At 69.0% G+C, this 25,811-nt stretch carries 27 protein-coding genes; 6 read left to right on the top strand and 21 right to left on the bottom strand.

Features of this window, described 5'->3' with window-relative positions; translation table 11 throughout:
• Positions 1-74 precede the first annotated feature (74 nt).
• From V4U86_RS20410 to V4U86_RS20460, 11 genes are all read right to left on the bottom strand, one after another.
• On the bottom strand, positions 75-1,352 hold the full coding sequence (locus tag V4U86_RS20410; RefSeq protein WP_395312134.1) for a lipase family protein: 1,278 nt from the start codon (positions 1,350-1,352) through the stop codon (positions 75-77).
• A 188-nt stretch (positions 1,353-1,540) separates the two neighbouring features.
• Complete coding sequence (locus V4U86_RS20415; RefSeq protein ID WP_395307741.1) at positions 1,541-1,963, bottom strand: hypothetical protein; 423 nt, start codon at positions 1,961-1,963, stop codon at positions 1,541-1,543.
• 50 nt (positions 1,964-2,013) lie between these two features.
• Positions 2,014-3,474 carry an adenosylhomocysteinase gene (gene ahcY, locus V4U86_RS20420; RefSeq protein WP_395307742.1) on the bottom strand — a complete coding sequence of 487 codons (1,461 nt, stop codon included), beginning with the start codon at positions 3,472-3,474 and terminating at the stop codon, positions 2,014-2,016.
• Between the two features lie 135 nt (positions 3,475-3,609).
• On the bottom strand, positions 3,610-4,242 hold the full coding sequence (alkX, locus tag V4U86_RS20425) for a TetR family transcriptional regulator AlkX (RefSeq protein ID WP_395307743.1): 633 nt from the start codon (positions 4,240-4,242) through the stop codon (positions 3,610-3,612).
• A 74-nt stretch (positions 4,243-4,316) separates the two neighbouring features.
• Positions 4,317-4,505 carry a rubredoxin gene (locus V4U86_RS20430; protein ID WP_395307744.1) on the bottom strand — a complete coding sequence of 63 codons (189 nt, stop codon included), beginning with the start codon at positions 4,503-4,505 and terminating at the stop codon, positions 4,317-4,319.
• Complete coding sequence (locus tag V4U86_RS20435) at positions 4,502-4,681, bottom strand: rubredoxin (protein ID WP_395307745.1); 180 nt, start codon at positions 4,679-4,681, stop codon at positions 4,502-4,504. The genes V4U86_RS20430 and V4U86_RS20435 overlap by 4 nt, the downstream gene beginning before the upstream one ends.
• Positions 4,682-4,685: 4 nt before the next feature.
• Positions 4,686-5,936 carry an alkane 1-monooxygenase gene (locus tag V4U86_RS20440; protein ID WP_395307746.1) on the bottom strand — a complete coding sequence of 417 codons (1,251 nt, stop codon included), beginning with the start codon at positions 5,934-5,936 and terminating at the stop codon, positions 4,686-4,688.
• 170 nt (positions 5,937-6,106) lie between these two features.
• Positions 6,107-7,333 (bottom strand): mannose-6-phosphate isomerase, class I, encoded by a 1,227-nt coding sequence (gene manA, locus V4U86_RS20445; protein WP_395307747.1) that lies wholly within the window; start codon positions 7,331-7,333, stop codon positions 6,107-6,109.
• Positions 7,334-7,337: 4 nt separating this feature from the next.
• Complete coding sequence (locus tag V4U86_RS20450) at positions 7,338-8,408, bottom strand: TobH protein (protein WP_395307748.1); 1,071 nt, start codon at positions 8,406-8,408, stop codon at positions 7,338-7,340.
• On the bottom strand, positions 8,405-9,805 hold the full coding sequence (locus V4U86_RS20455; RefSeq protein ID WP_395307749.1) for a phosphomannomutase/phosphoglucomutase: 1,401 nt from the start codon (positions 9,803-9,805) through the stop codon (positions 8,405-8,407). Before V4U86_RS20455 ends, V4U86_RS20450 begins: the two co-directional genes overlap by 4 nt.
• A 157-nt stretch (positions 9,806-9,962) precedes the next feature.
• Positions 9,963-10,403: a DUF3499 domain-containing protein gene (locus V4U86_RS20460; protein ID WP_395307750.1), complete on the bottom strand. Its 441-nt coding sequence runs from the start codon at positions 10,401-10,403 to the stop codon at positions 9,963-9,965.
• A 130-nt stretch (positions 10,404-10,533) separates the two neighbouring features.
• Between V4U86_RS20460 and V4U86_RS20465 the strand changes: the two genes are divergently transcribed.
• Positions 10,534-10,956: a metallopeptidase family protein gene (locus V4U86_RS20465; protein ID WP_395307751.1), complete on the top strand. Its 423-nt coding sequence runs from the start codon at positions 10,534-10,536 to the stop codon at positions 10,954-10,956.
• Positions 10,957-10,972: 16 nt separating this feature from the next.
• Here the strand turns inward: V4U86_RS20465 and V4U86_RS20470 are convergent, their stop codons facing one another.
• Complete coding sequence (locus V4U86_RS20470; protein WP_395312135.1) at positions 10,973-11,233, bottom strand: WhiB family transcriptional regulator; 261 nt, start codon at positions 11,231-11,233, stop codon at positions 10,973-10,975.
• 513 nt (positions 11,234-11,746) lie between these two features.
• Between V4U86_RS20470 and cofD the strand changes: the two genes are divergently transcribed.
• Genes cofD through V4U86_RS20485 form a run of 3 tightly spaced genes read left to right on the top strand, consistent with a single transcriptional unit; the run spans position 11,747 to position 14,627 of the window.
• Positions 11,747-12,745, top strand: a complete 999-nt coding sequence (gene cofD, locus V4U86_RS20475) for a 2-phospho-L-lactate transferase (RefSeq protein ID WP_395307752.1) — start codon at positions 11,747-11,749, stop codon at positions 12,743-12,745.
• Positions 12,742-14,100 carry a coenzyme F420-0:L-glutamate ligase gene (locus tag V4U86_RS20480; RefSeq protein ID WP_395307753.1) on the top strand — a complete coding sequence of 453 codons (1,359 nt, stop codon included), beginning with the start codon at positions 12,742-12,744 and terminating at the stop codon, positions 14,098-14,100. The genes cofD and V4U86_RS20480 overlap by 4 nt, the downstream gene beginning before the upstream one ends.
• Positions 14,097-14,627 carry an NUDIX hydrolase gene (locus V4U86_RS20485; RefSeq protein ID WP_395307754.1) on the top strand — a complete coding sequence of 177 codons (531 nt, stop codon included), beginning with the start codon at positions 14,097-14,099 and terminating at the stop codon, positions 14,625-14,627. The genes V4U86_RS20480 and V4U86_RS20485 overlap by 4 nt, the downstream gene beginning before the upstream one ends.
• A gap of 7 nt (positions 14,628-14,634) precedes the next feature.
• Here V4U86_RS20485 and V4U86_RS20490 read toward each other — a convergent pair whose 3' ends face one another.
• The 4 genes from V4U86_RS20490 to V4U86_RS20505 form a co-directional block, all read right to left on the bottom strand.
• Entirely contained in the window at positions 14,635-15,696 is a 1,062-nt protein-coding gene (locus V4U86_RS20490) for a sugar phosphate nucleotidyltransferase (protein ID WP_395312136.1), read from the bottom strand.
• 28 nt (positions 15,697-15,724) lie between these two features.
• Positions 15,725-16,597 carry a glycosyltransferase family 2 protein gene (locus tag V4U86_RS20495; RefSeq protein WP_395307755.1) on the bottom strand — a complete coding sequence of 291 codons (873 nt, stop codon included), beginning with the start codon at positions 16,595-16,597 and terminating at the stop codon, positions 15,725-15,727.
• A 70-nt stretch (positions 16,598-16,667) separates the two neighbouring features.
• The gene (gene rfbD, locus V4U86_RS20500; protein ID WP_395307756.1) at positions 16,668-17,534 is read right to left on the bottom strand and encodes a dTDP-4-dehydrorhamnose reductase; all 867 of its coding nucleotides are present in this window, start codon (positions 17,532-17,534) and stop codon (positions 16,668-16,670) included.
• 5 nt (positions 17,535-17,539) lie between these two features.
• Positions 17,540-18,589, bottom strand: coding sequence for a beta-galactosidase (locus V4U86_RS20505; protein WP_395307757.1), 1,050 nt, complete (start codon positions 18,587-18,589; stop codon positions 17,540-17,542).
• 134 nt (positions 18,590-18,723) lie between these two features.
• Here V4U86_RS20505 and V4U86_RS20510 point away from each other — a divergent pair, with 134 nt between their 5' ends.
• Both V4U86_RS20510 and V4U86_RS20515 read left to right on the top strand, forming a co-directional pair.
• On the top strand, positions 18,724-20,223 hold the full coding sequence (locus V4U86_RS20510) for an LCP family protein (protein ID WP_395307758.1): 1,500 nt from the start codon (positions 18,724-18,726) through the stop codon (positions 20,221-20,223).
• Positions 20,224-20,260: 37 nt separating this feature from the next.
• A complete protein-coding gene (locus tag V4U86_RS20515; RefSeq protein ID WP_395312137.1) occupies positions 20,261-20,956 on the top strand; it encodes a TIGR03089 family protein in 696 nt (231 codons plus the stop codon).
• A 21-nt stretch (positions 20,957-20,977) separates the two neighbouring features.
• On the opposite strand, the gene V4U86_RS20520 is transcribed toward V4U86_RS20515, so the two are convergent.
• The 5 genes from V4U86_RS20520 to V4U86_RS20540 all read right to left on the bottom strand — a co-directional run bounded on the left by V4U86_RS20520 (position 20,978) and on the right by V4U86_RS20540 (position 25,783).
• Positions 20,978-22,138 (bottom strand): acyl-CoA dehydrogenase, encoded by a 1,161-nt coding sequence (locus tag V4U86_RS20520; RefSeq protein ID WP_395307759.1) that lies wholly within the window; start codon positions 22,136-22,138, stop codon positions 20,978-20,980.
• A gap of 114 nt (positions 22,139-22,252) precedes the next feature.
• Positions 22,253-22,822: an acyltransferase gene (locus tag V4U86_RS20525; RefSeq protein ID WP_395307760.1), complete on the bottom strand. Its 570-nt coding sequence runs from the start codon at positions 22,820-22,822 to the stop codon at positions 22,253-22,255.
• 95 nt (positions 22,823-22,917) lie between these two features.
• Positions 22,918-23,982 carry a beta-galactosidase gene (locus V4U86_RS20530; RefSeq protein ID WP_395307761.1) on the bottom strand — a complete coding sequence of 355 codons (1,065 nt, stop codon included), beginning with the start codon at positions 23,980-23,982 and terminating at the stop codon, positions 22,918-22,920.
• A 105-nt stretch (positions 23,983-24,087) separates the two neighbouring features.
• Complete coding sequence (purE, locus tag V4U86_RS20535) at positions 24,088-24,609, bottom strand: 5-(carboxyamino)imidazole ribonucleotide mutase (RefSeq protein WP_395307762.1); 522 nt, start codon at positions 24,607-24,609, stop codon at positions 24,088-24,090.
• Positions 24,587-25,783 (bottom strand): 5-(carboxyamino)imidazole ribonucleotide synthase, encoded by a 1,197-nt coding sequence (locus V4U86_RS20540; RefSeq protein WP_395307763.1) that lies wholly within the window; start codon positions 25,781-25,783, stop codon positions 24,587-24,589. The genes purE and V4U86_RS20540 overlap by 23 nt, the downstream gene beginning before the upstream one ends.
• Between the last annotated feature and the right edge of the window lie 28 nt (positions 25,784-25,811).

Consider the following 25,811-nt stretch of genomic DNA (forward strand, 5'->3'; position numbering starts at 1 on the left):
TGTGATCCCTCCCCCGAGGTCCTACGTTAGTTCATCCGAATCGAGGGCTGCCCCACCAGTTTCCGCCCACCGCGTCAGTACTGTCCGCAGTTCGGCGCGGTGGGCACGCCGTTGAACCGGTCGGCGATCCACTGCAGGGCCGGTTCCCCGTCGACCGCCATCGGCAACGCGTGGTTGATGACCAGCTTGTTGAAGATCGGCGGTCCCTCGTTGGTGCGGAACTCGATGTCACTGCCCTTGGCGCACCAGTCCTTGCCGAGTTGCACCACCGGCGCGTACGGCACCAACGGGTCATAGCGGTTGCTGTTGAGCAGTACCGGGGCATTGGGTTTCAGCGTGCCGAGCTTCTGCAGATCGAAGATCCCGCGGAACTGCGGGTCGGTCAACAGCTCCGGGATCGGATGGTTGAAGTAGGGCTGCAGGTGCCGGAACATGAACTTGGTGACGGTCTCCCCGACGCACTGATCCCTGGTCTTGTCGACGAAGTCCATCCCGCGCGGGGTGAGCAGCGCCCGGATCTTCGGGGCGGTCTCCGGGTAGGACTGCATGACGCTGTTGAGCGCGTAGCCGATCACGCCGACCAGCGCGCTGCCGTCGGCGTACGGGATCAGGTCGACGAGGTCGGCCGGCGGGGCGCCCGCATAGGTGCCGACCACATTGAGCTCGGGGGCATACGCGACGGCCAATTCGGCGGCCGAGGCTGCCGCGCCGCCGCCCTGGGAGTAGCCCCAGAACGCCACCGGCCCATCGGGTGTCAGGGAGGTGCCCGGCAGCTTGCGGGCCGCACGCGCGGCGTCGAGCATGGCATGCCCCTGCGAGAGCCGGTTGACGTAGGTGTGCGTCGTGCCGATGGTGCCCAGGCCCTCGTAGTCGGTCATCAGGACCGCAAACCCGCGGTTCACCATGGTGTTCACGAAGCCGGACTCGTAGTTGACCATGATGTCCAGATACGGCGACCAGTGGATGCCCTGGTTGAACTGGCGCGACGGCGCACACTGGTCGCCCTGCCCCTGGGTGCCGGGACCGAACACGATGAGCGGGCGCGGGCCCTGTCCCGGCCACACGTTGAACGGCTCGAAGTAGGTCCCGGTGACCACATTCGGATTGCCGCGGCCGTCGGTGCTGCGGTACATGACGCGTGTGCCGGTGGCATTGAGCCGGCCGACCTGACCGGACGGTTCGATCACCAACCGGGACGGTTCGGAGCGCACCAGGTCGCCGGGCGGTACGTCGGGCAACGGATTCGGTGGCGTGTAGAACGCCGTGTACTCGTCCTCGTTGTAGTACGGATACCAGTCGTCGGCATGCGCCAAACCAGTTGTGAGACAACTGATGACGAATCCGAATGACATCACGACAAGCAGCGCCCCGGCCCGAATCACTACCGGACAGTAACAAAGAGGTAGCCAAATGACTACGGATTCATCACGTTGCGCTTCAGCGCCCAGATGTAACGCCGTCCGCCGAACTTTGCCCGGCGGGCCGGCCGTCGGACACCCCTGACCATACGCCAGCAACCGAGGTGTCTAGCCGACCGGGCTCAGTCGAGGCTGGTCGCCTGCAGGACGAGGGTGGACCGTGCGCGATCCAGGAACGCGTAGGTGCTCGTGGTGTCGGAGGAGAAACCGGCGTCCAGAAGTTCGCCGGTGAGGAACGGCCCGGCCGGCACCTCGGCCGCGAGCGCGTCCTGCACCCGGGGCGCGCGGCCGATGTCGGCGGGCTGGAACTGGGCCACCATGGCGTCGGCCACCGCCGGGCTCAACCGGACGACGGCGTCGGTCCAGCGCACCGCCATACCGCCGTCCGCGGGCTCACCCCACTGCAACCAGGCCGCCGACTCCGGGGCCCCGACGCCGGGGAACACCTCGACCAGACCGGCGATGTCGTGGCGCACCTCGGCCGGGGGCGCCGCGTCCGCCGGGCCGGTGTCGTCCTGCGAAGTGCCCGAACAGCCGATCGCCACGGCGGCACACAGTGCCGCCGTGGCGATTACAGGTAGCTTCCGCACCCGGATCAGTAGCGGTAATGCTCCGGCTTGTACGGGCCCTCGACGTCGACGCCGATGTACTCGGCCTGCTCCTTGGTGAGCCGGGTCAGCTTGCCGCCGAGTGCCTCGACGTGGATCTTGGCGACCTTCTCGTCGAGGTGCTTGGCCAGGCGGTAGACCTCGTTGTCGTACTCGTCGTTCTTGGTCCACAGCTCGATCTGCGCGATGACCTGGTTGGAGAAGCTGTTGCTCATCACGAACGAGGGATGGCCGGTCGCGTTGCCCAGGTTGAGCAGGCGGCCCTCGCTGAGCACGATGATCGACTTGCCCGAGTCACCGAAGGTCCATTCGTCGACCTGCGGCTTGATGTTGATGCGGGTGGCACCCGAACGCTCCAGGGCGGCCATGTCGATCTCGTTGTCGAAGTGGCCGATGTTGCCCAAGATCGAGTGATCCTTCATCGCCTTCATGTGGTCGAGGGTGATGATGTCCTTGTTGCCGGTCGAGGTGATGACGATGTCGGCGTCGCCGATCGCCTGCTCGACGGTGACCACGTCGTAGCCGTCCATCAGCGCCTGCAGGGCGTTGATCGGGTCGATCTCGGTGACCTGGACGCGGGCGCCCTGGCCGGCCAGCGATTCGGCGCAGCCCTTGCCCACGTCGCCGTAGCCGCAGATCAGCACCTTCTTGCCGCCGATGAGCGCGTCGGTGCCACGGTTGATGCCGTCGACCAGCGAGTGCCGGGTGCCGTACTTGTTGTCGAACTTGCTCTTGGTGACGGAGTCGTTGACGTTGATGGCCGGGAACGCCAGTTCACCGGCGGCGGCGAACTGGTAGAGCCGCAGCACGCCGGTGGTGGTCTCCTCGGTGACACCCTTGACCGACTCGGCGATCTTGGTCCACTTGTCCTTGCTCTGCTCGTAGCCCTTGCGGACCAGCTCGAGGAACACCTTCCACTCGGCGGAGTCGTCGTCCTCGGCGGGCGGGACGACGCCGGCCTTCTCCCACTGCGCGCCGCGCAGCACCAGCATGGTGGCGTCGCCACCGTCGTCGAGGATCATGTTGGCCGGCTCATTCGGCCAGGTCAGCATTTGCTCGGCGGCCCACCAGTACTCCTCCAGCGTCTCGCCCTTCCAGGCGAAGACCGGGGTGCCCTTGGGCTCCTCGACCGTGCCGTTCGGACCGACGACGATCGCGGCGGCGGCGTGGTCCTGGGTGGAGAAGATGTTGCAGGATGCCCAGCGCACCTCGGCGCCGAGGGCGGTCAGTGTCTCGATCAGCACGGCGGTCTGCACGGTCATGTGCAGTGAGCCGGAGATCCGCGCGCCCTTGAGCGGCTGGACGTCGTGGTACTCGCGGCGGAGTTCCATCAGACCGGGCATCTCGTGCTCGGCCAACCGGATCTCCTTGCGGCCGAACTCGGCCAGGGAAAGGTCGGCGACCTTGTAGTCGATGCCGTTGCGTACGTCGGCGGTCAACTCAGTCATATGTTTAGAGCCCCTTAAGTCACTCGTTCTCGAACAGGCCTTCGACAGGCTTTGCCTAGGAGCGCACAGCTGTGCGCACGCGACACCGGCGGCCTGCGGGCTCGCGGGACAGGCGCTTGTTCAGCGCGCTGCCAGCTACCGGGTGTCTATGACACCGTACCGTTCGGCGAACGGCGTCATCAGCCTAGCCAAATCCCCGGCCACATCGTGGTCGGCTTCCGGCGGCATCGAGACGTAGCTCATCGCCAGCCGGACGATGGCGCGGGCCAGCACCCCGGAGTCCTCGTCGGAGGCCTTCATCCAGCTGTCTTGGAACGTCGCGGTGAGCCGTTGCGAGCAGCGGGCGATGATCGGACCGCTGCCGGTGGTGATGATCTGCAGCAGGTCCGGCTTGGCTTCCCCGCTGAGCAGCGAGATCACCAGCGGGTCCGAGGCCGACTCGACGAAGAACGCCCGGAATCCCTCCAGGAAGGCGTCGTAGACCTGCCCGACGTTGTTGTTGATCGCCTCGTCCACGGCGTCCACCAGGCGGTCGGCCAGCCGCAGCGCGTAGCCCTCGGCCAGACCCTGCCGCGATCCGAACTCGTTGTAGATGGTCTGTCTGCTGATCCCGGCCGCCTTGGCGACATCGGTGAGGGTGATCGAGGACCAGTCCCGCACCAGCAGCATCTCGCGCATGCCGTCCAGGATCGAATCGCGCAGCAGCACCCGCGACGCCTCGGCGTACGGCACGCGCTGTGCCGTACGCCGAGGTCCGGGTCCGCTCATAGCCGCGACCCTATAACTTCGCCGCGCCACGGGGGCGGATGCCGGCGGGGCTGTGCGGACGGCTGAGACGACCGTCACGGCCGGGCGATCTCGACCATGTCGAAGTCGGACTTTGCTGCGCCACAGTCCGGGCAGCTCCAGTCCTCGGGGATGTCGGCCCAGCGGGTGCCCGGGGCGATCCCGTCCTCCGGCCAGCCCTTGGCCTCGTCGTACTCGAATCCGCACTGCACGCAGACGAACAGTTTGTAGTCGTTCTCGCTCATCGGGATGCCTCCTCGTTGACGGGCTCGAAGTCGACCTTCTCCAGGACCGCGCAGTCCGGGCAGCACCAGTCATCGGGCACCTCCGCCCACCCGGTGCCGGCCGGAAAGCCTTCGCGCGGAGCGCCTTTCGCTTCGTCGTAGACGTAATCGCAGCCGGGGCACTTGAAGGCACTCATCGGCTCAGGCCTTCCGCTCTTCGCGCGAGCGCTCATCGCCGTTGCCGTACTTGGCCAGCACCCGCTCGCGCACCCGCGGGTGGATGTTCACCCGGCTGATATCGCCGTCGTAGTGCGCGAGCACCCGGTGATCCATCACCTTGCGCCACAGCGGCGGGAAGTAGGTCAGCCCGATCATCGAGGCGTAGCCGCTCGGCAGGTTCGGTGCGCCCTCGATGCTGCGCAGCGTCTGGTAGCGCCGGGTCGGGTTGGCGTGGTGATCGCTGTGCCGCTGCAGGTGGTACAGGAACAGGTTGGTGACGATGTGGTCGGAGTTCCAGCTGTGCACCGGGGCGCACCGCTCGTACCGGCCGCTGGCGGTCTTCTGCCGGAGCAGTCCGTAGTGCTCGAGGTAGTTCACCGTCTCGAGCAGGGTGAAGCCATAGACCGCCGAGATGAGCATGAACGGGATGACGCCGAGGCCGAAGACGGCGATCAGCGCGCCCCATAGCACCACCGACATCGCCCAGGCGTTGAGCACGTCGTTGGACCAGTGCCAGGTGGGCTTGCCCGCCCGGTCCAGCCGCTTGGCCTCCAACTCCCAGGAGGACTTCAGGCTGCCCCACACGCTGCGCGGCAGGAACTCCCAGAAGGTCTCGCCGAAGCGTGAGGATGCCGGGTCCTCCGGGGTGGCGACGCGGACGTGGTGGCCGCGATTGTGCTCGATGTAGAAGTGCCCGTACCAGGTCTGGGCCAGGGTGATCTTGGACAGCCAGCGCTCCAGTTCGTCCTTCTTGTGCCCCATCTCGTGGGCGGTGTTGATCCCGACGCCGCCGAGCACACCGACCGAGAGCGCCAGGCCGATCTTGGCCGGCCAGCTGAGCCCGCCGTCATAACCCAGCCAGCTCAGGTCCGAGGCCGTGAAGGCATAGGCCCCGAAGACGACGCTGGCGTACTGGAACGGGATGTACAGGTAGGTGCAGTAGCGGTAGTACTTGTCGTTCTCCAGCTGCTCCATCAGTTCATCGGGCGGGTTCTGGCCGTCCGGGCCGAACTTGCGGTCGAGAATCGGCAGCAGCACATAGACCAGCAGCGGACCGATCCAGAACAGCACCTGCGAGGCCGTCTGCCAGCCCCACTGGTTCATCGCCCAGACCACCGGCAGGATCACGAACAGCGCGGTGGGCGGGATCAGTCCCATCAGCCACAGATACCGCTTGCGGTCCCGCCATTCGACGGCCGGCGCGTTCGCGTCCGCATCCATGTGCGTCGTCATCGTCGACAACCTCCTGTGAGTGCCATCACCATCGGTGTTGACTATAGAGCGTGCTTTGTCGCGTGTCTAGACAAAAGCAGATGTTTTGTAAACAGAGGTCGGCACGGCGGTGCGCCGAGCACGGAAAAGACGCGAAAAAACGAGCGCACCGCCGGCGCGCGGCAGTGGGCTCAGAGCCCGACGGTCACCCGGAAGAGCCGGGCCGGTTCGTCGGCCAGCAGCCGCACCGGGCCGTCGTCGGCGGCGACCCAGGCAGCGTCACCGCGGGCCAGCGACACCGCCCCGGCGGCCGACCCCACCTTGACCGCACCTTCGATGCACAGCAGCACCTGCGGGCCGGCGTGCTCGGCGGGCGCATCGATCTCGCGGCCCACCAACTCGTCGGCGACCTGCAGCAGCGACACCGCGAACTCCGGCGCCGGGGTGTCGTAGACCAGTTCCAGCCCACCCCGGGTGGGGCGCGCCACGATCGGCGCATCATCGGTCGGGGTGAAGTCGAGCACCCGCAACAACTCCGGCACGTCGACGTGCTTGGGTGTCAGCCCGCCGCGTAACACGTTGTCGGAGTTGGCCATCACCTCGAAGCCCACACCGTGCAGATACGCGTGCAGGTTCCCGGCGGGCAGGTAGATGCCCTCCCCCGGCGCCAAGGTGATCCGGTTCAGCAGCATCGCCGCCAACACTCCGGCGTCGCCGGGATAGCGCTCGCCGAGCTCCAGAATCGTCTTGGCCTCGGCCTGGAAAGCCGTTTCACCCGAACGGATGTAGTTGATCGCCCCGTCGAGCACCGAGGGCACCAGCACGTCGAGATCGGGCTGCGGGAACGTGATCCAGGTGGTGAACAGCGCCCGCAACCCGTCGGCGTCGGACTGTCCCTTGAGCAGCGTGATGAACGGGTCCAGGTCGGCCACCGACAGCGCCCGCATGAACTCCACGCTGCGCGCGGCCGGCCGGAAGCCGGCCAGCGCCTCGAACTGCCCCAGCGCCACGATGAGTTCCGGCTTGTGGCTGGCATCGCGGTAGTTGCGGGTCGGCGCGCTGACCGGGATACCCAGGCGCTCCTCGCGTTCGAAACCGTGCACCGCCTGCTGGCTGCTGGGATGGGCCTGCAGGGACAACGGCTCGTCGGCGGCGAGCACCTTGGCCAGGAACGGCAGCGCGTCACCGAACCGGCTGCGCGACGCCTCTCCCAACTGCCCGGCCGGGTCATCGGTGATCATCTGCAGCAGCGACTGCTCCCCGGCGTCGGTCTCGCAGTGCGCCGAGTCCCCCGGGTGCGCGCCGAGCCACAGCTCGGCCTCGGGATGCTGTGTCGGACTTGGCCTTCCGGTGAACTCGGCAATCGCGGTCCGCGACCCCCAAGCATATTTACGGATTGCTCCACGGAGCAGGTTCACGCTCTCAACCTCGCACCAGTCGTAGGTACACGGCGGTCATCTCCAACCGCACCGCCACCGTCGCCAATTGCTGCTCCGGGCGGACGCCACTGATCGTGGTCGCAAGATCGGGCACATCGTCGGCGCTGACCACGTCGAGGTCGGCGAACCCCTCGGTGCGTGTGACCACCACCGGCCGCTGTTCATCGGAGGTCAGCACGACCGTCCGGGTGCCGGCGGGCAGCGGACCGTCGAGTTCCTCGTCGTGGAACAGCGCGGTCTCGGGGTCGACCGGAGCGGCGTCCATCCGGCTCAGCGCGACCAGCGCATCGGAGAGCCCGACGGCCGCCACCACCTGACGGGCGACCCGCAGCAACACCGCGGCACTGTGCTGTGCGAGTGCCAGCGTCGCCTCGCTGTCCCCGGCCAGCACCACCTCCCGCCCGGACAGCCGATCGGCCAGGCTCTTGGCCGGATTGGTGAACAGATCCCGGGCCGCGCTGTTGCGCAGCGCCTCGGCGTCCAATTCGTCGGCGAGCGCGGCAATGTCGACCCGGACCCCGGCGTCGACGACAGCCAACACGGCCACCCCGGCCGCCAGGTAGCGGGTCAGGCCGAACTCCTCGGGCACCGGCAACCGCGGGGCCAGCACCGCGGCCCGGCCGGCGGTCACCTCGCGAAGCGGACCTTCGTGCGGGGCCACCACGACGACGCGCGCCCCGCGGCGCACACCCGTCGCCGCGGCCGTGACCAGTACGGGGTTCCCGGCGTCGGCGCCGGCGACCACCACGACGTCCAACGCCCCGGTCCACGGCGGCACTTCGGCGGCCACCACGATGGGCACCGCGCTGGACGGGCCCAGCGCCGCCGACAACAGGGACCCGGCCGCGCGGGCAGGCCCGCCGTCGGCCACCCAGATCAGCGTGCGGGGCGGAACGTCGGAACGCAGCGGACCCAGCGCGCCCTCGTCGACGGCCGCCGCGGTGGCCCGCACCTGGGCGCCGGCCATCGCCGCGGCCCGCAACAAACCATCCCGGTCGGCAGCCAACAACCCCTCGACGTCGTCGAGGTCGATGATGGCGGCCCGGGAGGTCATGGCGCGGACTCGCTACGCGCGGCGATCAGATTCGCCACCTGCTCCACCACCTCGTCGACCTCTTCGGTGGTGCGGGCCTCGACGTTGAGCCGCAGCAGCGGTTCGGTGTTGGAGGTCCGCAGATTGAACCACCGGCCGTCGCCGAGGTCCACGGTCACGCCGTCGAGATGGTCCAGGGACTGGATGCGGCCACCGAAGGTGGTGAGCACGGCGTCCACGCAGGCCGGGGCGTCGGCGACGGTGAAGTTGATCTCGCCGGACGCCTCGTAGCGCTGGTAGTCGGCCATCAGATCGGACAGCGGGCGCTGCTGCTCGCCGAGCGCGGCCAGCACGTGCAGGGCGGCCAGCATGCCCGAGTCCGCTCCCCAGAAGTCACGGAAGTAGTAGTGCGCGGAGTGCTCACCGCCGAAGATCGCGCCGGTCTCGGCCATCAGCCCCTTGATGTAGGAGTGGCCGACCCGTGAGCGGACCGCGGTGCCCCCACGCTCGGTGATCAGCTCGGGCACCGCCCGCGAGGTGATCAGGTTGTGGATCACCGTGCCGCCGATCTCGCGGCCGAGCTCCCGGGCGGCCACCAGCGCGGTCACCGCCGACGGCGACACCGGCACACCCAACTCGTCGACCACGAAACACCGGTCGGCATCCCCGTCGAAGGCCAGGCCGATATCGGCCCCGGTGGCCACCACATGGGCCTGCAGGTCGACGAGATTGGCCGGGTCCAGTGGGTTGGCCTCGTGGTTGGGGAAGGTGCCGTCGAGTTCGAAATACAGTGGCAGGACGGTGATTCCGGGAATCGCGCCGAGCACCGCGGGGGTGGTGTGCCCACCCATCCCGTTGCCGGCGTCGACGGCCACCCGCAGCGGGCGCAGCCGGGCGAGGTCCACCAGGGACCGCAGGAACTCACCGTATTCGGCCAGCACGTCGCGATCCTGGATGGTTCCGCGCGCGCCTGCGTACTCCGGCACGCCGTCGATCACCTCTTGGGCGACGGTGGCCAACCCTGTTTCGCGCCCGACCGGCTTCGCGCCGGCGCGACACAGTTTGATGCCGTTGTAGGCGGCCGGGTTGTGGCTGGCGGTGAACATCGCGCCCGGGCAGTCCAGCAGACCCGAGGCGAAATACAGCTGATCGGTCGAGGCGAGCCCGATCCGCACCACGTCGAGTCCCTGCGCGACGACGCCCTCGGCGAACGCATCGGACAGCGCCGGCGAGCTGGCGCGCATGTCATGACCGATCACCACCGTGTCCACACCCTCGCCGGAACCCTCGTCGCGGACCAGCCGGGCGAAGGCACCGCCGACGTCGCGGACGAAGGCCTCGTCGATCTGGTCACCGACCAGGCCCCGCACGTCGTATGCCTTGATGACAGCGTGGACAGCCTCAGCGGGCCGAGACATGGCTCTCCTCGCTCTCTGTGTGTACGGGGAAATTCGGACTGCTCTGGCCACTCAGCCTAGTGTCTCGGCACGACGACCGTAGGGGGTCCCATGACCTACGTCGGGAACCGGACATGACCGCACCGCCGCGGCCGCACGCGCCGGCGACCCGGACGGGCTATTCGGGCCCGGGTTCGGGGTCCGGCAGCACCCGCAGATGCCCGCGCCGGCGGCCGTTGGGTTCCGGACGACGGACCGGGGGCGCCATCAGTGATCCGCCGGACGCACCGGTGGCCGGGTCGGAGAATCCGGCGGTCACGCCGGTCGCACCGTTCACCATCGACTGCGCACCGTCGCGACCCTCGCGGACCGCGTCGGCCAGCGCCACCAGGTCGTCTTCGTCGGGATGCGTCGGCAGCGGACCGGCGTGGCGGACCAGTTCCCAGCCCCGCGGCGCGGTGATCCGGCCGGCATGCACGACACACAGATCCCAGGAATGCGGCTCGGACACCGTGGCGAGGGGTCCGACGACGGCTGTCGAGTCCGAATAGACGAAGGTCAGCGTCGCCACGGCGTAGTGCGGGCACCCTGGCCTGCAGCAGCGACGGGGAACGTTCACGCAGGGAAGATTATCGTGCGGCGACGCGTCGGGCTCCCGGACACGCGCGTGATCGGTTGGCCGATCTCCAACCGTTACCATCTGTCCCGTGGTGCAGCGCAGCCATCGGGGCTCCCGACGCGGACGTGGAATGCGCGGGTCGCTGTTGCCGCCGACGGTGCCGGGCTGGCGCAGCCGCAGTGAGCGATTCGACATGGCGGTCCTGGAGGCCTACGAACCCATCGAACGCCAGTGGCATCAGCGGGTGTCGAATCTGGATGTGGCGGTCGACGAGATCCCGCGCATCTCCCCCAAGGACCCGGACAGTGTGCAGTGGCCGCCCGAGGTCGTCGCCGACGGCCCGATCGCGCTGGCCCGCCTGATCCCGGCCGGGGTGGACGTCCGCGGAAATCCCACGCGGGCGCGAATTGTGCTGTTCCGCAAGCCGATCGAACGGCGTGCCAAGGACACCGACGAACTCGCGGATTTGTTGCATGAGGTACTGGTGGCGCAGGTGGCCACCTATCTGGGCGTGGAGCCGTCCGTCATCGATCCGTCGCTGGACGACGAGTAACGCGGCCGGAACCGGGTCAGATGATGCCGCGCTTGAGGCGGCGGCGCTCACGCTCGGACAGGCCACCCCAGATGCCGAACCGCTCGTCGTTGGCCAGTGCGTATTCCAGGCACCGGTCGCGGACCTCGCAGCCCTGGCAGATGCGCTTGGCTTCGCGGGTCGATCCGCCCTTCTCCGGGAAGAAGGCCTCGGGATCGGTCTGCGCGCACAGACCGCGCTCCTGCCACTGGTCGTCCTCGTCGAACGAGCCGTCGACCGGATCCAGCGCCAATTCGATACGTTCGGGTACCAAGCTCAATTGCGGGCGCGCAACCGCATCGCTTGTCGTCGGGCCGGTAGTGGTGTGCGGTGCGCTGTCCACTGAACCGAGCATCCGGTCTTCGAACCGGAGCCCGCGGTCGAAATCGACCTGCTCAAAAGACATGTTCCGCCTCCTCACCTGATTGGTTTTCCCGTTGTTGCCGTTTAGGGCCCCTGCTGAAAGATCTTGCCAGATCCGGAAATTGCGGATCCCCAAAGCCCCTCGGCACTTCCCCAGCTATCACTATTGTGATGTCAGGCCATCCGGATTCGAACAGATGATCGAATCCCGGTCTGCGGCACCGAAACCGGCGGGCGAACCACGAAATGACACTGATGTGATTAGACACGTGTTAGCTGCCACGGTCAAGCTAAAGGGCCGTTTTTCATACCATCTCGTGACGTAGATCCGGCGTGTCCTTGCTCCGGCGTGTTCGCCACACCCGGGCGGGCACACCTCACAATGCCGGCTGGCCTAGGGTCTGAGAGCGTGAAGGTGACAGTTCTGGCCGGCGGCGTGGGTGGCGCCCGATTTCTGCTCGGCGTCCAGCATCTGCTGGCTCTGGGGCAGTTTGCCGACCCGTCCGCCGATCCCGAGGCGCCCACTCAACACGAACTGACCGCCGTGGTCAACGTGGGCGACGACGCCTGGATGTTCGGTGTCCGGATCTGCCCCGACCTGGATACCTGCATGTACACCCTGGGCGGCGGCATCGATCCGGACCGCGGCTGGGGTCACCGTGACGAAACGTGGCATGCCAAAGAGGAGCTGGCCGCCTACGGAGTGCAACCGGACTGGTTCGGGCTCGGCGACCGCGACCTGGCCACCCATCTGGTGCGCACCCAGATGCTGCGGGCCGGCTACCCGCTGTCGGCGGTCACCGAGGCGCTGTGTTCGCGCTGGGCACCCGGCGCACGCCTGCTGCCGGCCAGCGACGACCGCAGCGAGACCCACGTGGTGGTCACCGATCCGGACGGGGAACGTAAGGCCATCCACTTCCAGGAATGGTGGGTGCGCTACCGCGCGAAGATCCCCACCCACAGCTTCGCTTTCATCGGCGCGGACAAGGCGACCGCGGCACCCGGGGTGACCGAGGCGATCGCCGGCGCGGACATCGTCTTGATCGCCCCGTCCAACCCGGTGGTCAGCATCGGTTCCATCCTCGCCGTCGGCGGTATCCGCGGGGCGTTGCGTTCCACCGCCGCCCCGGTGATCGGCTACTCCCCCATCATCGCCGGCAAGCCGCTGCGCGGCATGGCCGACGAATGCCTCGCGGTGATCGGCGTGCAATCGACCTCCGAGGCGGTCGGTGCGCATTTCGGTGCCCGCAGCGGGGTGGGCATCCTGGACGGCTGGCTGATCGACGAAGGTGACTCCGCCACCATCGCGGGTGTCGACGTCCGGCCGGCCCCGCTGCTGATGACCGATCCGGCCACCACCGCCGAGATGGTCCGCGCCGGACTGCACCTGGCGGGCGTCTCGCTGTGAGCGCACCGCAGCCGGCCGGCGAGCACGGCACCGCGAAGCCCATCGAGATCATCCCGGTCACCGGACTCGGCGAGTTCCGCCCCGGTGACGATCTCGCCGCGGCGATCGCCGGTGCCGCGAGTTGGTTGCGCGACGACGACGTGGTCGTCATCACCAGCAAGGTGCTGTCCAAGACCGAGGGCCGCATCGTCACCGCCCCCACCGATCCCGAGCAGCGAGACATCCTGCGCCGCAAGCTCATCGACGACGAGGCCGTGCGCGTCCTGGCCCGCAAGGGCAAGACGTTCATCACCGAGAATGCGATCGGGCTGGTCCAGGCGGCCGCCGGCGTGGACGGCTCCAACATCGACTCGGGCGAACTCGCGCTGCTGCCGGTGGATCCGGACGGCAGCGCCGCGGCGATCCGGGACGGTCTGGCACGGCACCTGGGCGTGCGGGTCGGCATCGTGGTCACCGACACCATGGGCCGGGCCTGGCGCAACGGTCAGACCGATGTCGCCATCGGCGCCGCCGGCCTGACCGTGCTGCACGGCTACGCCGGGGCACACGACGCGCACGGCAACGAGCTCTTCGTCACCGAGATCGCCGTCGCCGACGAACTCGCCGCCGCCGGGGATCTGGTGAAGGGCAAGCTGACCGGCGTCCCGGTCGCGGTGGTGCGCGGACTGCACCTGCATGACGACGGCTCCAACGGACGCACCCTGGTCCGCGGCGGCGAGGACGACCTGTTCTGGCTCGGTACCGCCGAGTCCATCGAGCTGGGGCGCAAGCAGGCGCAGTTGCTCCGCCGTTCGGTGCGGCAGTTCAGCCCCGAACCGGTCCCCGCCGACCTGATCACCGAAGCCGTCGCCGAGGCGCTGACCGCCCCGGCCCCGCATCACACCCGGCCGGTCCGCTTCGTGTGGGTGCGCGATCCGGACACCCGAATCCGGCTGCTGGACGCGATGAAACAACAGTGGCAGGCCGACCTGGCCGGCGACGGCCGTCCGGCCGAGGAGGTGTCCCGCCGGGTCGCGCGCGGCCAGATCCTCTACGACGCGCCCGAACTCGTCATCCCGTTCATGGTTCCCGATGGCGCGCACAGCTATCCGGATCCGCAGCGCAGCGCGGCCGAACACACCATGTTCACCGTCGCGGCGGGGGCAGCCGTGCAGGGACTGCTGGTGGCGTTGGCGGCCCGCACCATCGGCAGCTGCTGGATCGGGTCGACGATCTTCGCCGCCGACGTGGCGCGTCGCGCGCTCGCCGTCGACGCGGACTGGGAGCCGTTGGGCGCCATCGCGATCGGGTATCCGGCCGACCCGCAGGGTCCGCGCGACCCGGCGCCCACCGACGGCCTGCTGGTGCTGCGATGAGCCTGCACGCCTCCGTCGTGGACACCCTGTCCGATTGGGATGCTCCCAGCCCCGAACAGGATTCGCTGCGCCACGCCGTCCTGTCCTTCGTGCTGGGCCGCCCGGACGCGTGCCGGCGCGCCTGCGAACCGGGGCACATCACCGCCTCGGCACTGGTGCTCGATCAGCACCGGACCCACGCCCTGCTCACCCTGCATCCGCGGGTCGGTCGCTGGCTGCAACTGGGCGGACACTGCGAGGAGTCCGACACCGACATCACCGCGGCCGCCCTGCGCGAAGCCACCGAGGAGTCCGGCATCGCCGGGCTACGGATCCAATCGGAACTGGCCGCACTGCACGTGCACCCGATCACGTGCTCGCTGGGACTGCCGACCCGCCACCTCGACATGCAGTTCGTGGTGACCGCGCCCGAGGGTGCCGAGATCACCCGCAGCGACGAGTCGCTGGACCTGCGCTGGTGGCGCCTCGACGCGCTCCCCGGCGACGACCCGGCGCTGCTCGCGCTCGCGGCCGCCGCCCGCCGCTGACGCCGGCTCAGACGTCGGTGGAGAACCGGATGCCGCCGTCGGGGATGGTGACCCCCGGCCAGATCCGGGCCCCGCGCAGCAGTTCGCAGCGCGCACCGACGTCGGCGCCGTCGCCGATGACGCCGTCACGGATCAGCGCCCGCGGACCGATCCGCGCGCCGAACCCGATGATGGACCGTTCGATCACCGCCCCGGCCTCGACCCGGACACCGTCGAAGATGACCGCACCGTCCAGGCGTGCCCCGGCCCCGATCTCGGCACCGCGGCCGATCACGGTCCCGCCGATCAGCAGCGCGCCGGGGGAAACCGCCGCCCCGTCGTGGATGAGGAACTCACCGCGCTCGCCCTGCAGTGCCGGCGAGGGCGCGATGCCGCGGACCAGATCCGCCGACCCACGCACGAAGTCCTCCGGGGTGCCCATATCGCGCCAGTAGCTGGCGTCGACGTAGCCGCACACCTTGTTCCCGTCGGCCAGCAGCGTCGGGAAGATCTCCCGCTCCACCGACAGCGCCCGGCCCTTGGGGATCGCATCGATGATCTCGCGGCGGAACACGTAGCAGCCCGCGTTGATCTGATCGGTCGGCGGATCCTGGGTCTTCTCCAGGAATGCGGTGACCCGGCCGTCGGCGTCGGTGGGCACACACCCGAACGCCCGGGGATCGCCCACCCGGACCAGGTGCAGGGTCACATCGGCCTGGTGTTCGGCGTGGCGGTCCAGCAGCGCGCCCAGATCGGCGCCGGAGAGCACATCGCCGTTGAACACCAGCGCGGTGTCGTGGCGCAGCTTGCCCGCCACATTCGCGATCCCGCCGCCGGTGCCCAGCGGCTCGGTTTCGACGACGTACTCGATTTCCAGTCCCAGCTTGGAGCCGTCGCCGAAGGCCGCCTCGAACACCTCGGCCTTGTAGGACGTGCCCAGCACCACGTGCTCGATACCGGCCGCGGCGATCCGGGACAGCAGATGGGTGAGGAAGGGCAGACCCGCGGTCGGCAGCATCGGCTTGGGCGCGGACAGGGTCAGCGGGCGCAGCCGGGTGCCCTGGCCGCCGACCAGGATCACCGCGTCCACATCCGACGGTTTGAGTGTGCTGGCCACGTCAGCGCCCTTTCGCCTGTTTACGTCGAGAGTTCCGGACCACCAGACCGGCGCGGGTTGCCAGTGCACCCCTGATCGTCCACCTCAACGGAGCTTGCCACCAGCGCGAATGTCGGTCAGCCAGGAAAGTGTAGGTGCTGCGGTGATGGGCCGCCAGATTCGTCGCGGGATCGCGCCCGGTCGAGTGGCCCTTGTCGTGCAGGATCTCCGCGCTCGGCACGTAGATGTTCTGCCGGCCCGACCGGGCCAGCCGGTCGCCCAGGTCGACGTCCTCCATGTACATGAAGTAGCGCTCGTCGAATCCGCCGATCTCGTTGAACGCCTCGCGGCGCAGCAACAGGCAGGCCCCGGACAACCAGCCCACCGGGCGTTCACTGGGTGCCAGCCGCTCCTGGCGGTAGGCCGCCGTCCACGGGTTGGACTTCCACACCGGCCCGACGACGGCGTGCATGCCTCCGCGGACCAGGCTGGGCTGGTGCCGCGCCGACGGGTACACCGCCCCGTCCGGGTCCCGGATCAGCGGCCCGAACGCGCCGGCCTGCGGCCACCGCGCGGCGGCCGCCAGCAACTCGTCGATACTGCCGGGGCCCCACTGCACGTCGGGGTTGGCCACGATGAACAACTCGCCGTCGGTGACGTGTTCGGCGGCGGCCCGGTTCACCGCGGTGCCGTACCCGAGATTGCCGCCGGTGCGCAGCAGCCGCACGTTCGGATACCGCTGCACAGCCTCCTCGGGCGCGCCGTCGGTGGACCCGTTGTCGGCCATGATGACGGTGACCGGCCGTTCGGTGGCGTGTGCCAGCGAGGCCAGGAAGCGATCCAGATGCGGGCCCGGTGAATACGTCACCGTCACGACCTTCAGTTCGTCAGTCACCGCGCCCAGCCAGTTCGTCGCCCACGTTGCTAGAGGGTAGCCAGTCCGATGTCCGGCCGGTCCGGCACCGTCACCGCAACGCCGCCAGCGCGGCGGCCAGCCCGTCCCGCCAGGACCGCAGCGGCCGGTACCCGGCGGCCTGATAGCGCGCCGTGGACAACGCCGAGTACGCCGGGCGGGGCGCCGGGCGCGGATGCCGGTCGCTGGTTACCGGCCGCACCCGGTCGGGATCGGCACCGACGCCCGCGAACACCGCGCAGGCCAGTTCGTAGCGGCTGGCCGGACCGGTGTTCACCACGTGCAGCAGCGGCGGGGGCGCCGGGTCGTCGGCGATCTGCAGCAGGGCCGCCACGAGGTCGGCGACGTAGGTCGGCGAGCCGGTCTGGTCGGACACCACCTCGATGGTGTCGCGCTCGGACTCCAGCCGGCGCATGGTGCCGACGAAGTCGGTGCCCACCCCGGTGTACACCCACGCGGTGCGCACCACCGTGGCATCCGGCAGCGCGGCGTGCACCTGCTGCTCGCCGGCCAGCTTGCTGCGGCCGTACACGCTGCGCGGCCCGACCGGATCGTCCACCTCGTACGGATGCGGGGTCCCGTCTCCGACGGCACCGAAGTCACCGCTGAACACGTAGTCGGTGGAGATGTGGATCAGCCGGGCGCCGACCGCCGCGCAGGCCCGGGCGATGTTCCCGGCCCCGGTCGCGTTGACGGCGAACGCGCGGGGCTCGTCGGCCTCCGCGTCGTCGACGGCGGTCAGTGCGGCGCAGTTGACCACGATGTCGCCCGGTTCGACGATCTCGGCCGCTGCCGGATCGGTGACATCCCACTGCTTCGAGGTGCAGGCCAGCAGGTCACGGTCGGCGGCGGTCAGTTCGTCGGCCAGGAAGCGTCCCACCTGTCCGCCGGCACCGGCGATGACGATTCGGTTCGGCATGGTCACTAGCGGGCCAGCACCGTCGCGGCGTACTTCGGCTGCCAATCGGTGGTGAGCAGGGCGCCGAAGTTGGCCTCCCGGTCGTCGCGGTTGGCGGTGTCCAGATCGCGCACCGCATGGATGAAGGCCGGCCCGGTCCAGCCGACGGCGGCCGCCGCACCCAGCACGTCGACGATCTGTCGGGCCTGCTCCTGCTGGCTCACCCCCTCGGGGGTGTCGTTGGTCGACGCGCCCATCTCCGTCAGCCAGATCTTCTTGCCGGCGTCGCCGTTGGCCACCATCACCTCATTCATGCGTAGGACATCGGACCAGCCGTTGTTGCTGTCGGCGGCCAGCCCGCCGGGAAAGACATAGGGGTGCGCGGCCGCCGCGTCGAAGAAACCCTGCGCGCCGGCGGCGTACATCTGCGCCAGGAAGCCGGGTGGCGAATCGTCGCCGCCCAGCGGGCTCAAACCCGCGGCGACCACCGTGGCCTTCGGATTGGCGGATTTGATCGCCGGGTGCACGGCCCGCAGCATCTCGGTGAAACGGACCGCCTTGTCCTCCACGAAACCCATGAACAGCGGCAGGTTCGGTTCGTTCCAGATCTCCCAGGCGTTGATCCGCCCGGCGTACCGCTTGGCGGCGGCGGCGGCGAAGGCGGCGAGGTCGGCCGGGTTGTGCGGCGGCGCGGACGGGAAGAGCAACCGCGGGCCCTCGCCGCGCGCCCACAGCGGCGTGTTGTAGATCAGCCCGAGCACACGCAGGCCGTGGCGGTCCGCGGTCTTCACCAGATTGTCGAAGTAGCCCCAGTCGTAGCGGCCCGAGTGCGGTTGCACCACCGACCAGTCCAGCGGCAGCCGGACCCAGGAGGCGCCGGTCCTGGAGACCGCGGCGATCTCGCGGCGGACATCGTTGCGATCGCCGGTCGCCCACGTGTACCCCTGGGCGAAACCGTAGCCGTCCGCGGGGGCCACCACCGCGTGCGCGGTGGCCGGGCCGGTCGCGACCATGGACAGCACCAGTGCGACCAGGACGGCGGCCCGCCCGAGGAATCTGCCCAGCCTCCTTCGCATACCGGTCAAGTTACTGGACCCCCGGTCCGCGCCACCGAGCTCGGCAGCGGCCCGGCACGGGAGTTACCTCACTCATGGTTGGCACGCCGACGCGCTTCGGCGGTCATCGCGGCCGCGGACAGTAGCCTGGGCTGATGCAAAATCGGCTGACCAGAACGGTCGGCGTCATTGCCGCGGTGGCGGTTGTGGTGTCCACTGGCGTGGCCTGGAGCACGGTGCGTTCCTTCGAGGGCGGCATCAACCACGTCAGTTCCGCGGCCCTGGGTGAGGGCGGCGAGGACGGTGCCATCGACATCCTGCTGGTCGGCGTGGACAGCCGCACCGACGCGCACGGGAATCCGCTGTCGGAGGAGGAGCTGGCGTCGCTGCGGGTCGGCAATGATGTGGCGACCAACACCGACACCATCATCCTGATCCGCATCCCGAACAACGGGAAGTCGGCCACCGCGATCTCGATCCCGCGCGACACCTATGTCGAACTGCCCGACGACCAGGGCAAGATGAAGATCAACGGGGTGTACGGCGACGCCAAGCTCGCCACCATGAAGGACCTCATCGAGGTTCAGGGCATGGACCCGGCCCAGGGCGAGAAGGAAGGCACCGAGGCCGGCCGCGAGGCGCTGATCGAGACGGTCGCCCACCTGACGGGTGTGACCGTCGACCACTACGCCGAAATCGGGCTGCTCGGTTTCAGTTTGATCACCGATGCGCTCGGCGGTGTGGACGTCTGCCTCAAAGAGCCTGTCTACGAACCTCTTTCCGGTGCCGACTTCCCGGCCGGCTGGCAGAAGCTGGACGGCCCACGGGCGCTGAGCTTCGTGCGGCAGCGCCACGACCTACCGCGCGGCGACCTGGACCGGGTGACACGTCAACAGGCCGTGATGGCATCGCTGGCCCACCAGGTGATCTCGGGCAAGACGCTGTCCAGCCCGGCCACCCTGGGCCGGCTGCAGACCGCCGTGCAGCGGTCGGTGGTGCTCTCCGAGGGTTGGGACATCATGGATTTCGTCACCCAGCTGCAGGAGGTCGCGGCCGGTTCGGTGGCGTTCGCCACCATTCCCATCCTGCGCGAGGACGGGTGGAGCGATGACGGGATGCAGAGCGTGGTGCGCATCGATCCCACCGCGGTCAAGGAATGGGTGCACGGGTTGCTCGAGGAGCAGGAGCAGGGCAACACCGAGAAGGTCGCCTACTCCCCCGACAAGACCACCGTCGACGTCGTCAACGACACCGACATCAACGGTCTGGCCGCGGCGGTATCGGAGGTGCTCACCGGGGGCGGATTCACCGCGGGCAACGTCGGCAACCACGAGGGGGAACGGGTCGCCCACAGCCAGGTCCGTGGACCCAGCGTCGATGACCTTGGCGTTCAGGCGGTTTCGAAGCAGCTCGGCAATCTGATGGTGATCGAGGATCCCTCGATGGCGCCCGGCACGGTGCAGGTGGTGCTGTCCGACGACTACACCGGGCCCGGGTCCGGCCTGGAGGGCACCAGCTCGGCCGACCCCGCCTCCACCGAGTGGTACCAGGGCTATCAGGGCGACGATCTGGTCTCCTCGGAGCAGTCCGTCCCGCCGCCACCGCCGTCGCCGATCATCACCGCCGGTTCCGACGACCCGCAATGTGTGAACTGACGTGACGACAGTCAGTGCGGCCCTGCTCGATCCGATCATGAGGCGCGACCCGGTCGGCCCGCGGATCACCTATTACGACGACGCCACCGGCGAACGCATCGAGGTGTCGACGGTGACGCTGGCGAACTGGGCCGCCAAGACCGCGAATCTGTTGCGCGATGAGCTCGGCGCCGGGCCCGGCAGCCGGGTGGCGGTCCTGCTGCCCGCGCATTGGCAGACGGCCGCGGTCCTGCTGGGGGCCTGGTGGATCGGGGCCGAGGTGCTCTGGGGCCCGCAGGCGGGCACCGAGGCGGCCGAGGCCGCGATCGCACTGTGCACCGCCGAGCGCATCGACGAGGCGGACGCCGCGGTCGGCGCCGCGATGGGTGAGGTGGTGGTGCTCTCCCTCGACCCGTTCGGCAAGCCGGTGCCCGACCTGCCGGTCGGGGTCACCGACTATGCGACATCGGTCCGGGTGCACGGAGACCAGATCGTCCCCGAACGCTCCCCGGGTGCGGCGCTGAACGGCCGCGCGGCGGCGGATCTGCTGACCGCGGCGACCGCATCGGCTGCCGCGCAGGGCCTGACCGACACCGACCGGGTGCTCTCCACCGCGTCCTGGGACACCGAGGACGAGCTGATCGGAAACTTCCTCGCGGTGCTGGCCGCGGGTGCGTCCCTGGTGCAGGTGGCCCATCCGGACCCGGCCGCACTGGACCGGCGCCGCGAGATGGAGAAGGTCACCCGCTCCTGAGCGCAGCCGCGGGCCGGCCCGTCACTTCAGCAGTTGACGGCTCATCACGACACGCTGGATCTGGTTGGTGCCCTCGTAGATCTGGGTGATCTTGGCGTCGCGCATGAACCGCTCGACCGGGAAGTCGACGGTGTAGCCGTACCCACCGAACAACTGCACCGCGTTGGTGGTGACCTCCATGGCGACATCGGAGGCGAAACACTTCGACGCCGAGGCCAGGAACTGCAGGTTGGGTTCTTCGCGCTCGGCGCGGGCGGCGGCGGTGTAGACCATCAGCCGGGCCGCCTCGATCTTCATCGCCATATCGGCCAGCATGAACTGGGTGTTCTGGAACTCGGCGATGTTCTTACCGAACTGCTTGCGCTCCTTGGTGTAGGCGATCGATGCGTCCAGGGCGCCCTGGGCGATGCCGACGGCCTGCGCGCCGATGGTGGGCCGGGTGTGATCCAGCGTGGCCAGGGCGGTCTTGAAGCCGGTCCCCGGCTCGCCGATGATCCGGTCGCCGGGAATCCGGCAGTTCTCGAAATACAGCTCGGTGGTGGGCGATCCCTTGATGCCCATCTTGTGTTCCTTGGGTCCGGCAGAGAACCCCTCGTCGTCCTTGTGCACGATGAACGCCGAGATACCGTTGGCGCCCTTGTCGGGATCGGTCACCGCCATCACGGTGTACCAGGTCGACTTGCCGCCGTTGGAGATCCAGCACTTGGTGCCGTTGAGGATCCAGTCATCCCCGTCGGCCACGGCCCGGGTGCGCATGGCCCCGGCGTCGCTGCCGGCTTCGCGCTCGCTCAGCGCGTAGGACGCGGTGGCCTCGCCCGCGGCGATCGAGGGCAGCACCTTGCCCTTGAGCTCCTCGGAGCCGCGCATCAGCAGCCCGGTGGTGCCGAGTTTGTTGCAGATCGGGATCAGCGAGGAGGACGCGCACACCCGGGCCACCTCTTCGATCACGATGCAGGCCGCGACGGCGTCGGCGCCCTGGCCGCCGTACTCCTCCGGGATGTAGACCGCGGAGAACCCGGAGCCGTCGAGCGCCGCGAGCGCCTCGTCGGTGTAGCGCGCCTGCGCGTCGACCTCGGCGGCGTAGGGCGCAATCTCCTTCTCGCACAGCGCACGCAGCACCGTGCGCAGTTCGTTGTGCTCATCGGAGAGCTTGAACAGGTCGAAAGAAGGGTTGGCAACCATCGGAATCTCCTCGCTACTCACCGGTAACTTTAGCGCCTCACGGGCGCTCCGCCGCAAACCGCCAGTAGTCGCCGGGCATGGCGCCGCCGTATCCGGTGTCGCGATTCGCCGATGCTACCCCGCCGTCGGATCGACCTGTTTGACCGTCGTGCCGATGATCCGGGCCGGCACACCACCGACGATGACGCCGGGCGGGATGTCCTTGGTGACAACGGCATTCGCCGCGACGACGACGTTGTCACCGATGGTGACGCCCATCAGGATGGTGGCCTTGGCGCCCACCCAGACGTTCTGGCCGACGGTGATCGGCGCGGCGTCGCGGGGCCGGAAATGGAACGGGACGTCGTTCTCGGCACCCAGATGGGTGTTGTCGTGCACGGACACGCATTCGGCGAACTGCGAATAGTCGCCGATGGTGACCGTGCTGTGCACCGACAGGGTGGCCTTGGGCGCGAAGCGCACGCCGTCGCCGACGATGAGTTCGCCCTCGATCCGCCAGTCGTTGTAGCGGTCGATGAACAGCGACTTGCAACCCCGCACCTTGGCGTTCGGCCCGACGTGGAGTTGGAAACCCCGTCCGATCCAGAACGGCGGGGCCTGCATGTCCTTGATCCGCACCCGCATGAGAAGCCACCGCATCAACGCCAGCAACTTCGGCGGCGTGAACTTTCTCAGAAGCTGCACCACTACACCCTGCGAAGGCTCTGTCGGAATCACGGCGCGAATACTACCGGTCACCTCACAGCAACGACCGATGTCGCTCGCGGCGCGTCAGCGGTTCAGCGTGCCAGCACGCTCGCGGTGTACTTGGGCTGCCAGTCCGTCGTCAGCAGCGCACCGAAATTCGACTCGTTGTCGCCGCGGTTGCCGCTGTTGTTGTCGCGGATGCTGTAGATGAACGCCGGTCCCACATAGCCCAGTCCGGCGGCGGCGGCCAGCACGTCGGTGATCTGCTTGGCCTGCTCCTGCTGGCTGACCCCCTCGCCGGTGTCGCTCGTCGGCGCGCCCAACTCGGTGAACCAGATCTTCTTGCCACCGTCACCGGCGCCGTTCATCACACCGCGCATCGCGCCGACCTCGGACCAACCGCCCTCGGGGTTGGCGGCGATGCCGCCCGGAGTCACATAGGGATGCGCCGCGGCGGCATCGAACGATCCCCCGACACCGAGGTCGTAGAGCTGACGCAGGAAGCCCGACGGCGAATCCGGTCCCAGCTTTCGGCTCAGGCCGGACAGCACGACGGTCGCGCCCGGATCGGCGGCCTTGATGGCCGGGTACGCGGCCTTGGCCAGGCCGGCGTAGGCGGCGGCCCGGTTCTCCGTGAAGCCCATGAAGATGGGCAGATTCGGCTCGTTCCACATCTGCCAGGCCTGCACGCGGCCCGCGTAGCGTGCGGCCGCCGCACTGGCGAACGCCGCGTAGTCGGCCGGGTTGGCCGGCGGCACGCTCGGCAGCAGGGAGTTCAGCGCCGGGGGGCGTGCCCACGCCGGGCTGTAGAGCAGTACGCCGAGCACCCGCAGTCCGTTGGCGTTGGCGGTGTTGACGGCGTTGTCCAGGTAGGCCCAGTCGTACTGTCCCCTGGCCTTCTCGATCGCGCTCCAGTCGACAGCGACCCGGTACCAGGAGGCGCCGGTGCGCGCGACAGCCTCGATCTCACGGTTGGTGTCGGCGAACGAGGACCAGGTCGGTGAGGCACCCTGGCCGAAACCGTAGCCGTCGGCGGGAGCGACGACGTCCGCGGCGTGCGACACCGCGGGCGCGGCCGACACGAGTGCGGCGACCAGAGTGGCGATCAGGGCGCTCCGACGGATGGTCCGGCCCAGCGGCTTCAGCATGGACGGCATGTTATCGCACCTCTTTTTCCTGGACACCGACGTTTCTGTGAGTCGGCTGTCCGCCATATCGATGCGCGGGCGACCCGTGTTACCGGAGGCGGCACGGCCCCGCCGTCACTCACCCAGGAGGTCGGCGCGCAGCCGCGCATCCTTCTCCAGCACGGTGGCCTCCAGGTCGGCCTGGAACTTCTCCACCCGGGCGCGCAGCGCGGGGTCGCCCGCCGCCAGGATCCGCACCGCCAGCAACCCGGCGTTGCGGGCACCGCCGATGGACACGGTGGCCACCGGGACGCCCGCGGGCATCTGCACGATGGACAGCAGGGAGTCCAGTCCGTCGAGGCGCGCCAACGGCACCGGGACGCCGATCACGGGCAGTGGGGTGGCCGAGGCGACCATGCCGGGCAGATGGGCGGCGCCGCCGGCCCCGGCGATGATCACCTCGATACCGCGCCCGGCCGCATCGCGTGCGTAATCGAGCATCCGGCCGGGCGTGCGGTGCGCGGACACCACACCGACCTCGAAAGGGATGTCGAACTCGGCCAGCGCGGTGGCGGCATCGGTCATCACCGGCCAGTCGCTGTCGCTCCCCATGATGACCCCGACCCGGGGCTGATTAGTCATCGGCTGTGTGCTCATTCCAGTCATCGGTCCACTGCGCGTGCGACAACCAGTGTGCCGCCCGGTCGGCGCGTTCCCGCAGGGCGTCCACCCCTTCGGCGTCCGCGCGGTCGCCGACGACGTTGACGTGACCGAGTTTGCGCCCGGCGCGCTCGCCCTTGCCGTACAGGTGCACCTTGACGTCGGGCATCCGGGCGAACAGGTGATGCAACCGCTCGTCCACGCTCATCGCCGGGATCTCCGGGGCGCCAAGCACATTGGCCATCACGGTGACCGGCGCACGCGCGGCGGTGTCGCCCAGCGGGTAGTCCAGCACCGCCCGCAGGTGCTGCTCGAACTGGCTGGTCACCGAGCCGTCCATGGTCCAGTGCCCGGAGTTGTGCGGCCGCATCGCCAGTTCGTTCACCAGCAGCGCACCGTCTGTCGTCTCGAACAGTTCGACCGCCAGCACCCCGACCACACCGAGTGCGTCGGCCAGCCGCAGGCCCAACTGCTGGGCCTGGGCCCCCAGCTCGGCAGACAGTTCCGGGGCCGGCGCGATCACCTCGACGCAGATGCCGTCGCGCTGCACCGTCTGGACGACCGGCCACGCCGCGCCCTGCCCGAAGGGTGAGCGGGCCACCAATGCGGACAGCTCGCGCCGCATCGCGACCCGTTCCTCGACCAGGATGGCGACACCGTCGGCGAGGTAGCGCTCGGCGGCGGCGACGGCCTGCGCGGTGTCCTCGGCCAGCACCACGCCCTTGCCGTCGTATCCGCCCCGGATGGTCTTGATCACCACCTGCCCGCCGACCTCATCGGCGAAAGCGGCCACATCGTCGACGGTCGCAACGGCGGTGAACCGCGGGACCGGAGCCCCCAGCTCGGACAGCTTGCGCCGCATGACCAGCTTGTCCTGGGCGTGCACCAGCGCCTCGGGCGGCGGTGCCACGTTCACGCCGGCGGCGACGAGCTTGTCCAGCAGTTCGGTGGGTACGTGCTCGTGGTCGAAGGTCAACGCGGTGGCACCCGCAGCGACCTCGCGCAGCGCGGCGTAATCGGTGTGCGACCCCAACACCACGTCGGGGCTGACCTGGGCGGCCGGGTCGCCGGGGTTCTCCGCCAACACCCTCAGGGTCTGACCCAGCGCGACGGCGGCCTGATGGGTCATGCGGGCCAGCTGCCCGCCGCCGATCATGGCCACCACGGGCATCGAACGTGTTTCTCTACGCGGCTTTGAC

The sequence above is a fragment of the Mycobacterium sp. AMU20-3851 genome (assembly GCF_043974665.1).
In the GTDB taxonomy this organism is placed as follows: Bacteria; Actinomycetota; Actinomycetes; order Mycobacteriales; family Mycobacteriaceae; genus Mycobacterium.

Bases quoted from the DNA above. Each gene is read 5' to 3' on its own strand.
- V4U86_RS20410 (WP_395312134.1), bottom strand. From the start codon at position 1,352: ATGTCATTCGGATTCGTCATCAGTTGTCTCACAACTGGTTTGGCGCAT.
- ahcY (WP_395307742.1), bottom strand. From the start codon at position 3,474: ATGACTGAGTTGACCGCCGACGTACGCAACGGCATCGACTACAAGGTC.
- alkX (WP_395307743.1), bottom strand. From the start codon at position 4,242: ATGAGCGGACCCGGACCTCGGCGTACGGCACAGCGCGTGCCGTACGCC.
- V4U86_RS20430 (WP_395307744.1), bottom strand. From the start codon at position 4,505: ATGAGCGAGAACGACTACAAACTGTTCGTCTGCGTGCAGTGCGGATTC.
- V4U86_RS20435 (WP_395307745.1), bottom strand. From the start codon at position 4,681: ATGAGTGCCTTCAAGTGCCCCGGCTGCGATTACGTCTACGACGAAGCG.
- V4U86_RS20440 (WP_395307746.1), bottom strand. From the start codon at position 5,936: ATGACGACGCACATGGATGCGGACGCGAACGCGCCGGCCGTCGAATGG.
- V4U86_RS20450 (WP_395307748.1), bottom strand. From the start codon at position 8,408: ATGACCTCCCGGGCCGCCATCATCGACCTCGACGACGTCGAGGGGTTG.
- V4U86_RS20455 (WP_395307749.1), bottom strand. From the start codon at position 9,805: ATGTCTCGGCCCGCTGAGGCTGTCCACGCTGTCATCAAGGCATACGAC.
- V4U86_RS20465 (WP_395307751.1), top strand. From the start codon at position 10,534: ATGCGCGGGTCGCTGTTGCCGCCGACGGTGCCGGGCTGGCGCAGCCGC.
- V4U86_RS20485 (WP_395307754.1), top strand. From the start codon at position 14,097: ATGAGCCTGCACGCCTCCGTCGTGGACACCCTGTCCGATTGGGATGCT.
- rfbD (WP_395307756.1), bottom strand. From the start codon at position 17,534: ATGCCGAACCGAATCGTCATCGCCGGTGCCGGCGGACAGGTGGGACGC.
- V4U86_RS20505 (WP_395307757.1), bottom strand. From the start codon at position 18,589: ATGCGAAGGAGGCTGGGCAGATTCCTCGGGCGGGCCGCCGTCCTGGTC.
- V4U86_RS20510 (WP_395307758.1), top strand. From the start codon at position 18,724: ATGCAAAATCGGCTGACCAGAACGGTCGGCGTCATTGCCGCGGTGGCG.
- V4U86_RS20515 (WP_395312137.1), top strand. From the start codon at position 20,261: ATGAGGCGCGACCCGGTCGGCCCGCGGATCACCTATTACGACGACGCC.
- V4U86_RS20520 (WP_395307759.1), bottom strand. From the start codon at position 22,138: ATGGTTGCCAACCCTTCTTTCGACCTGTTCAAGCTCTCCGATGAGCAC.
- V4U86_RS20530 (WP_395307761.1), bottom strand. From the start codon at position 23,982: ATGCCGTCCATGCTGAAGCCGCTGGGCCGGACCATCCGTCGGAGCGCC.
- purE (WP_395307762.1), bottom strand. From the start codon at position 24,609: ATGAGCACACAGCCGATGACTAATCAGCCCCGGGTCGGGGTCATCATG.
- V4U86_RS20540 (WP_395307763.1), bottom strand. From the start codon at position 25,783: ATGCCCGTGGTGGCCATGATCGGCGGCGGGCAGCTGGCCCGCATGACC.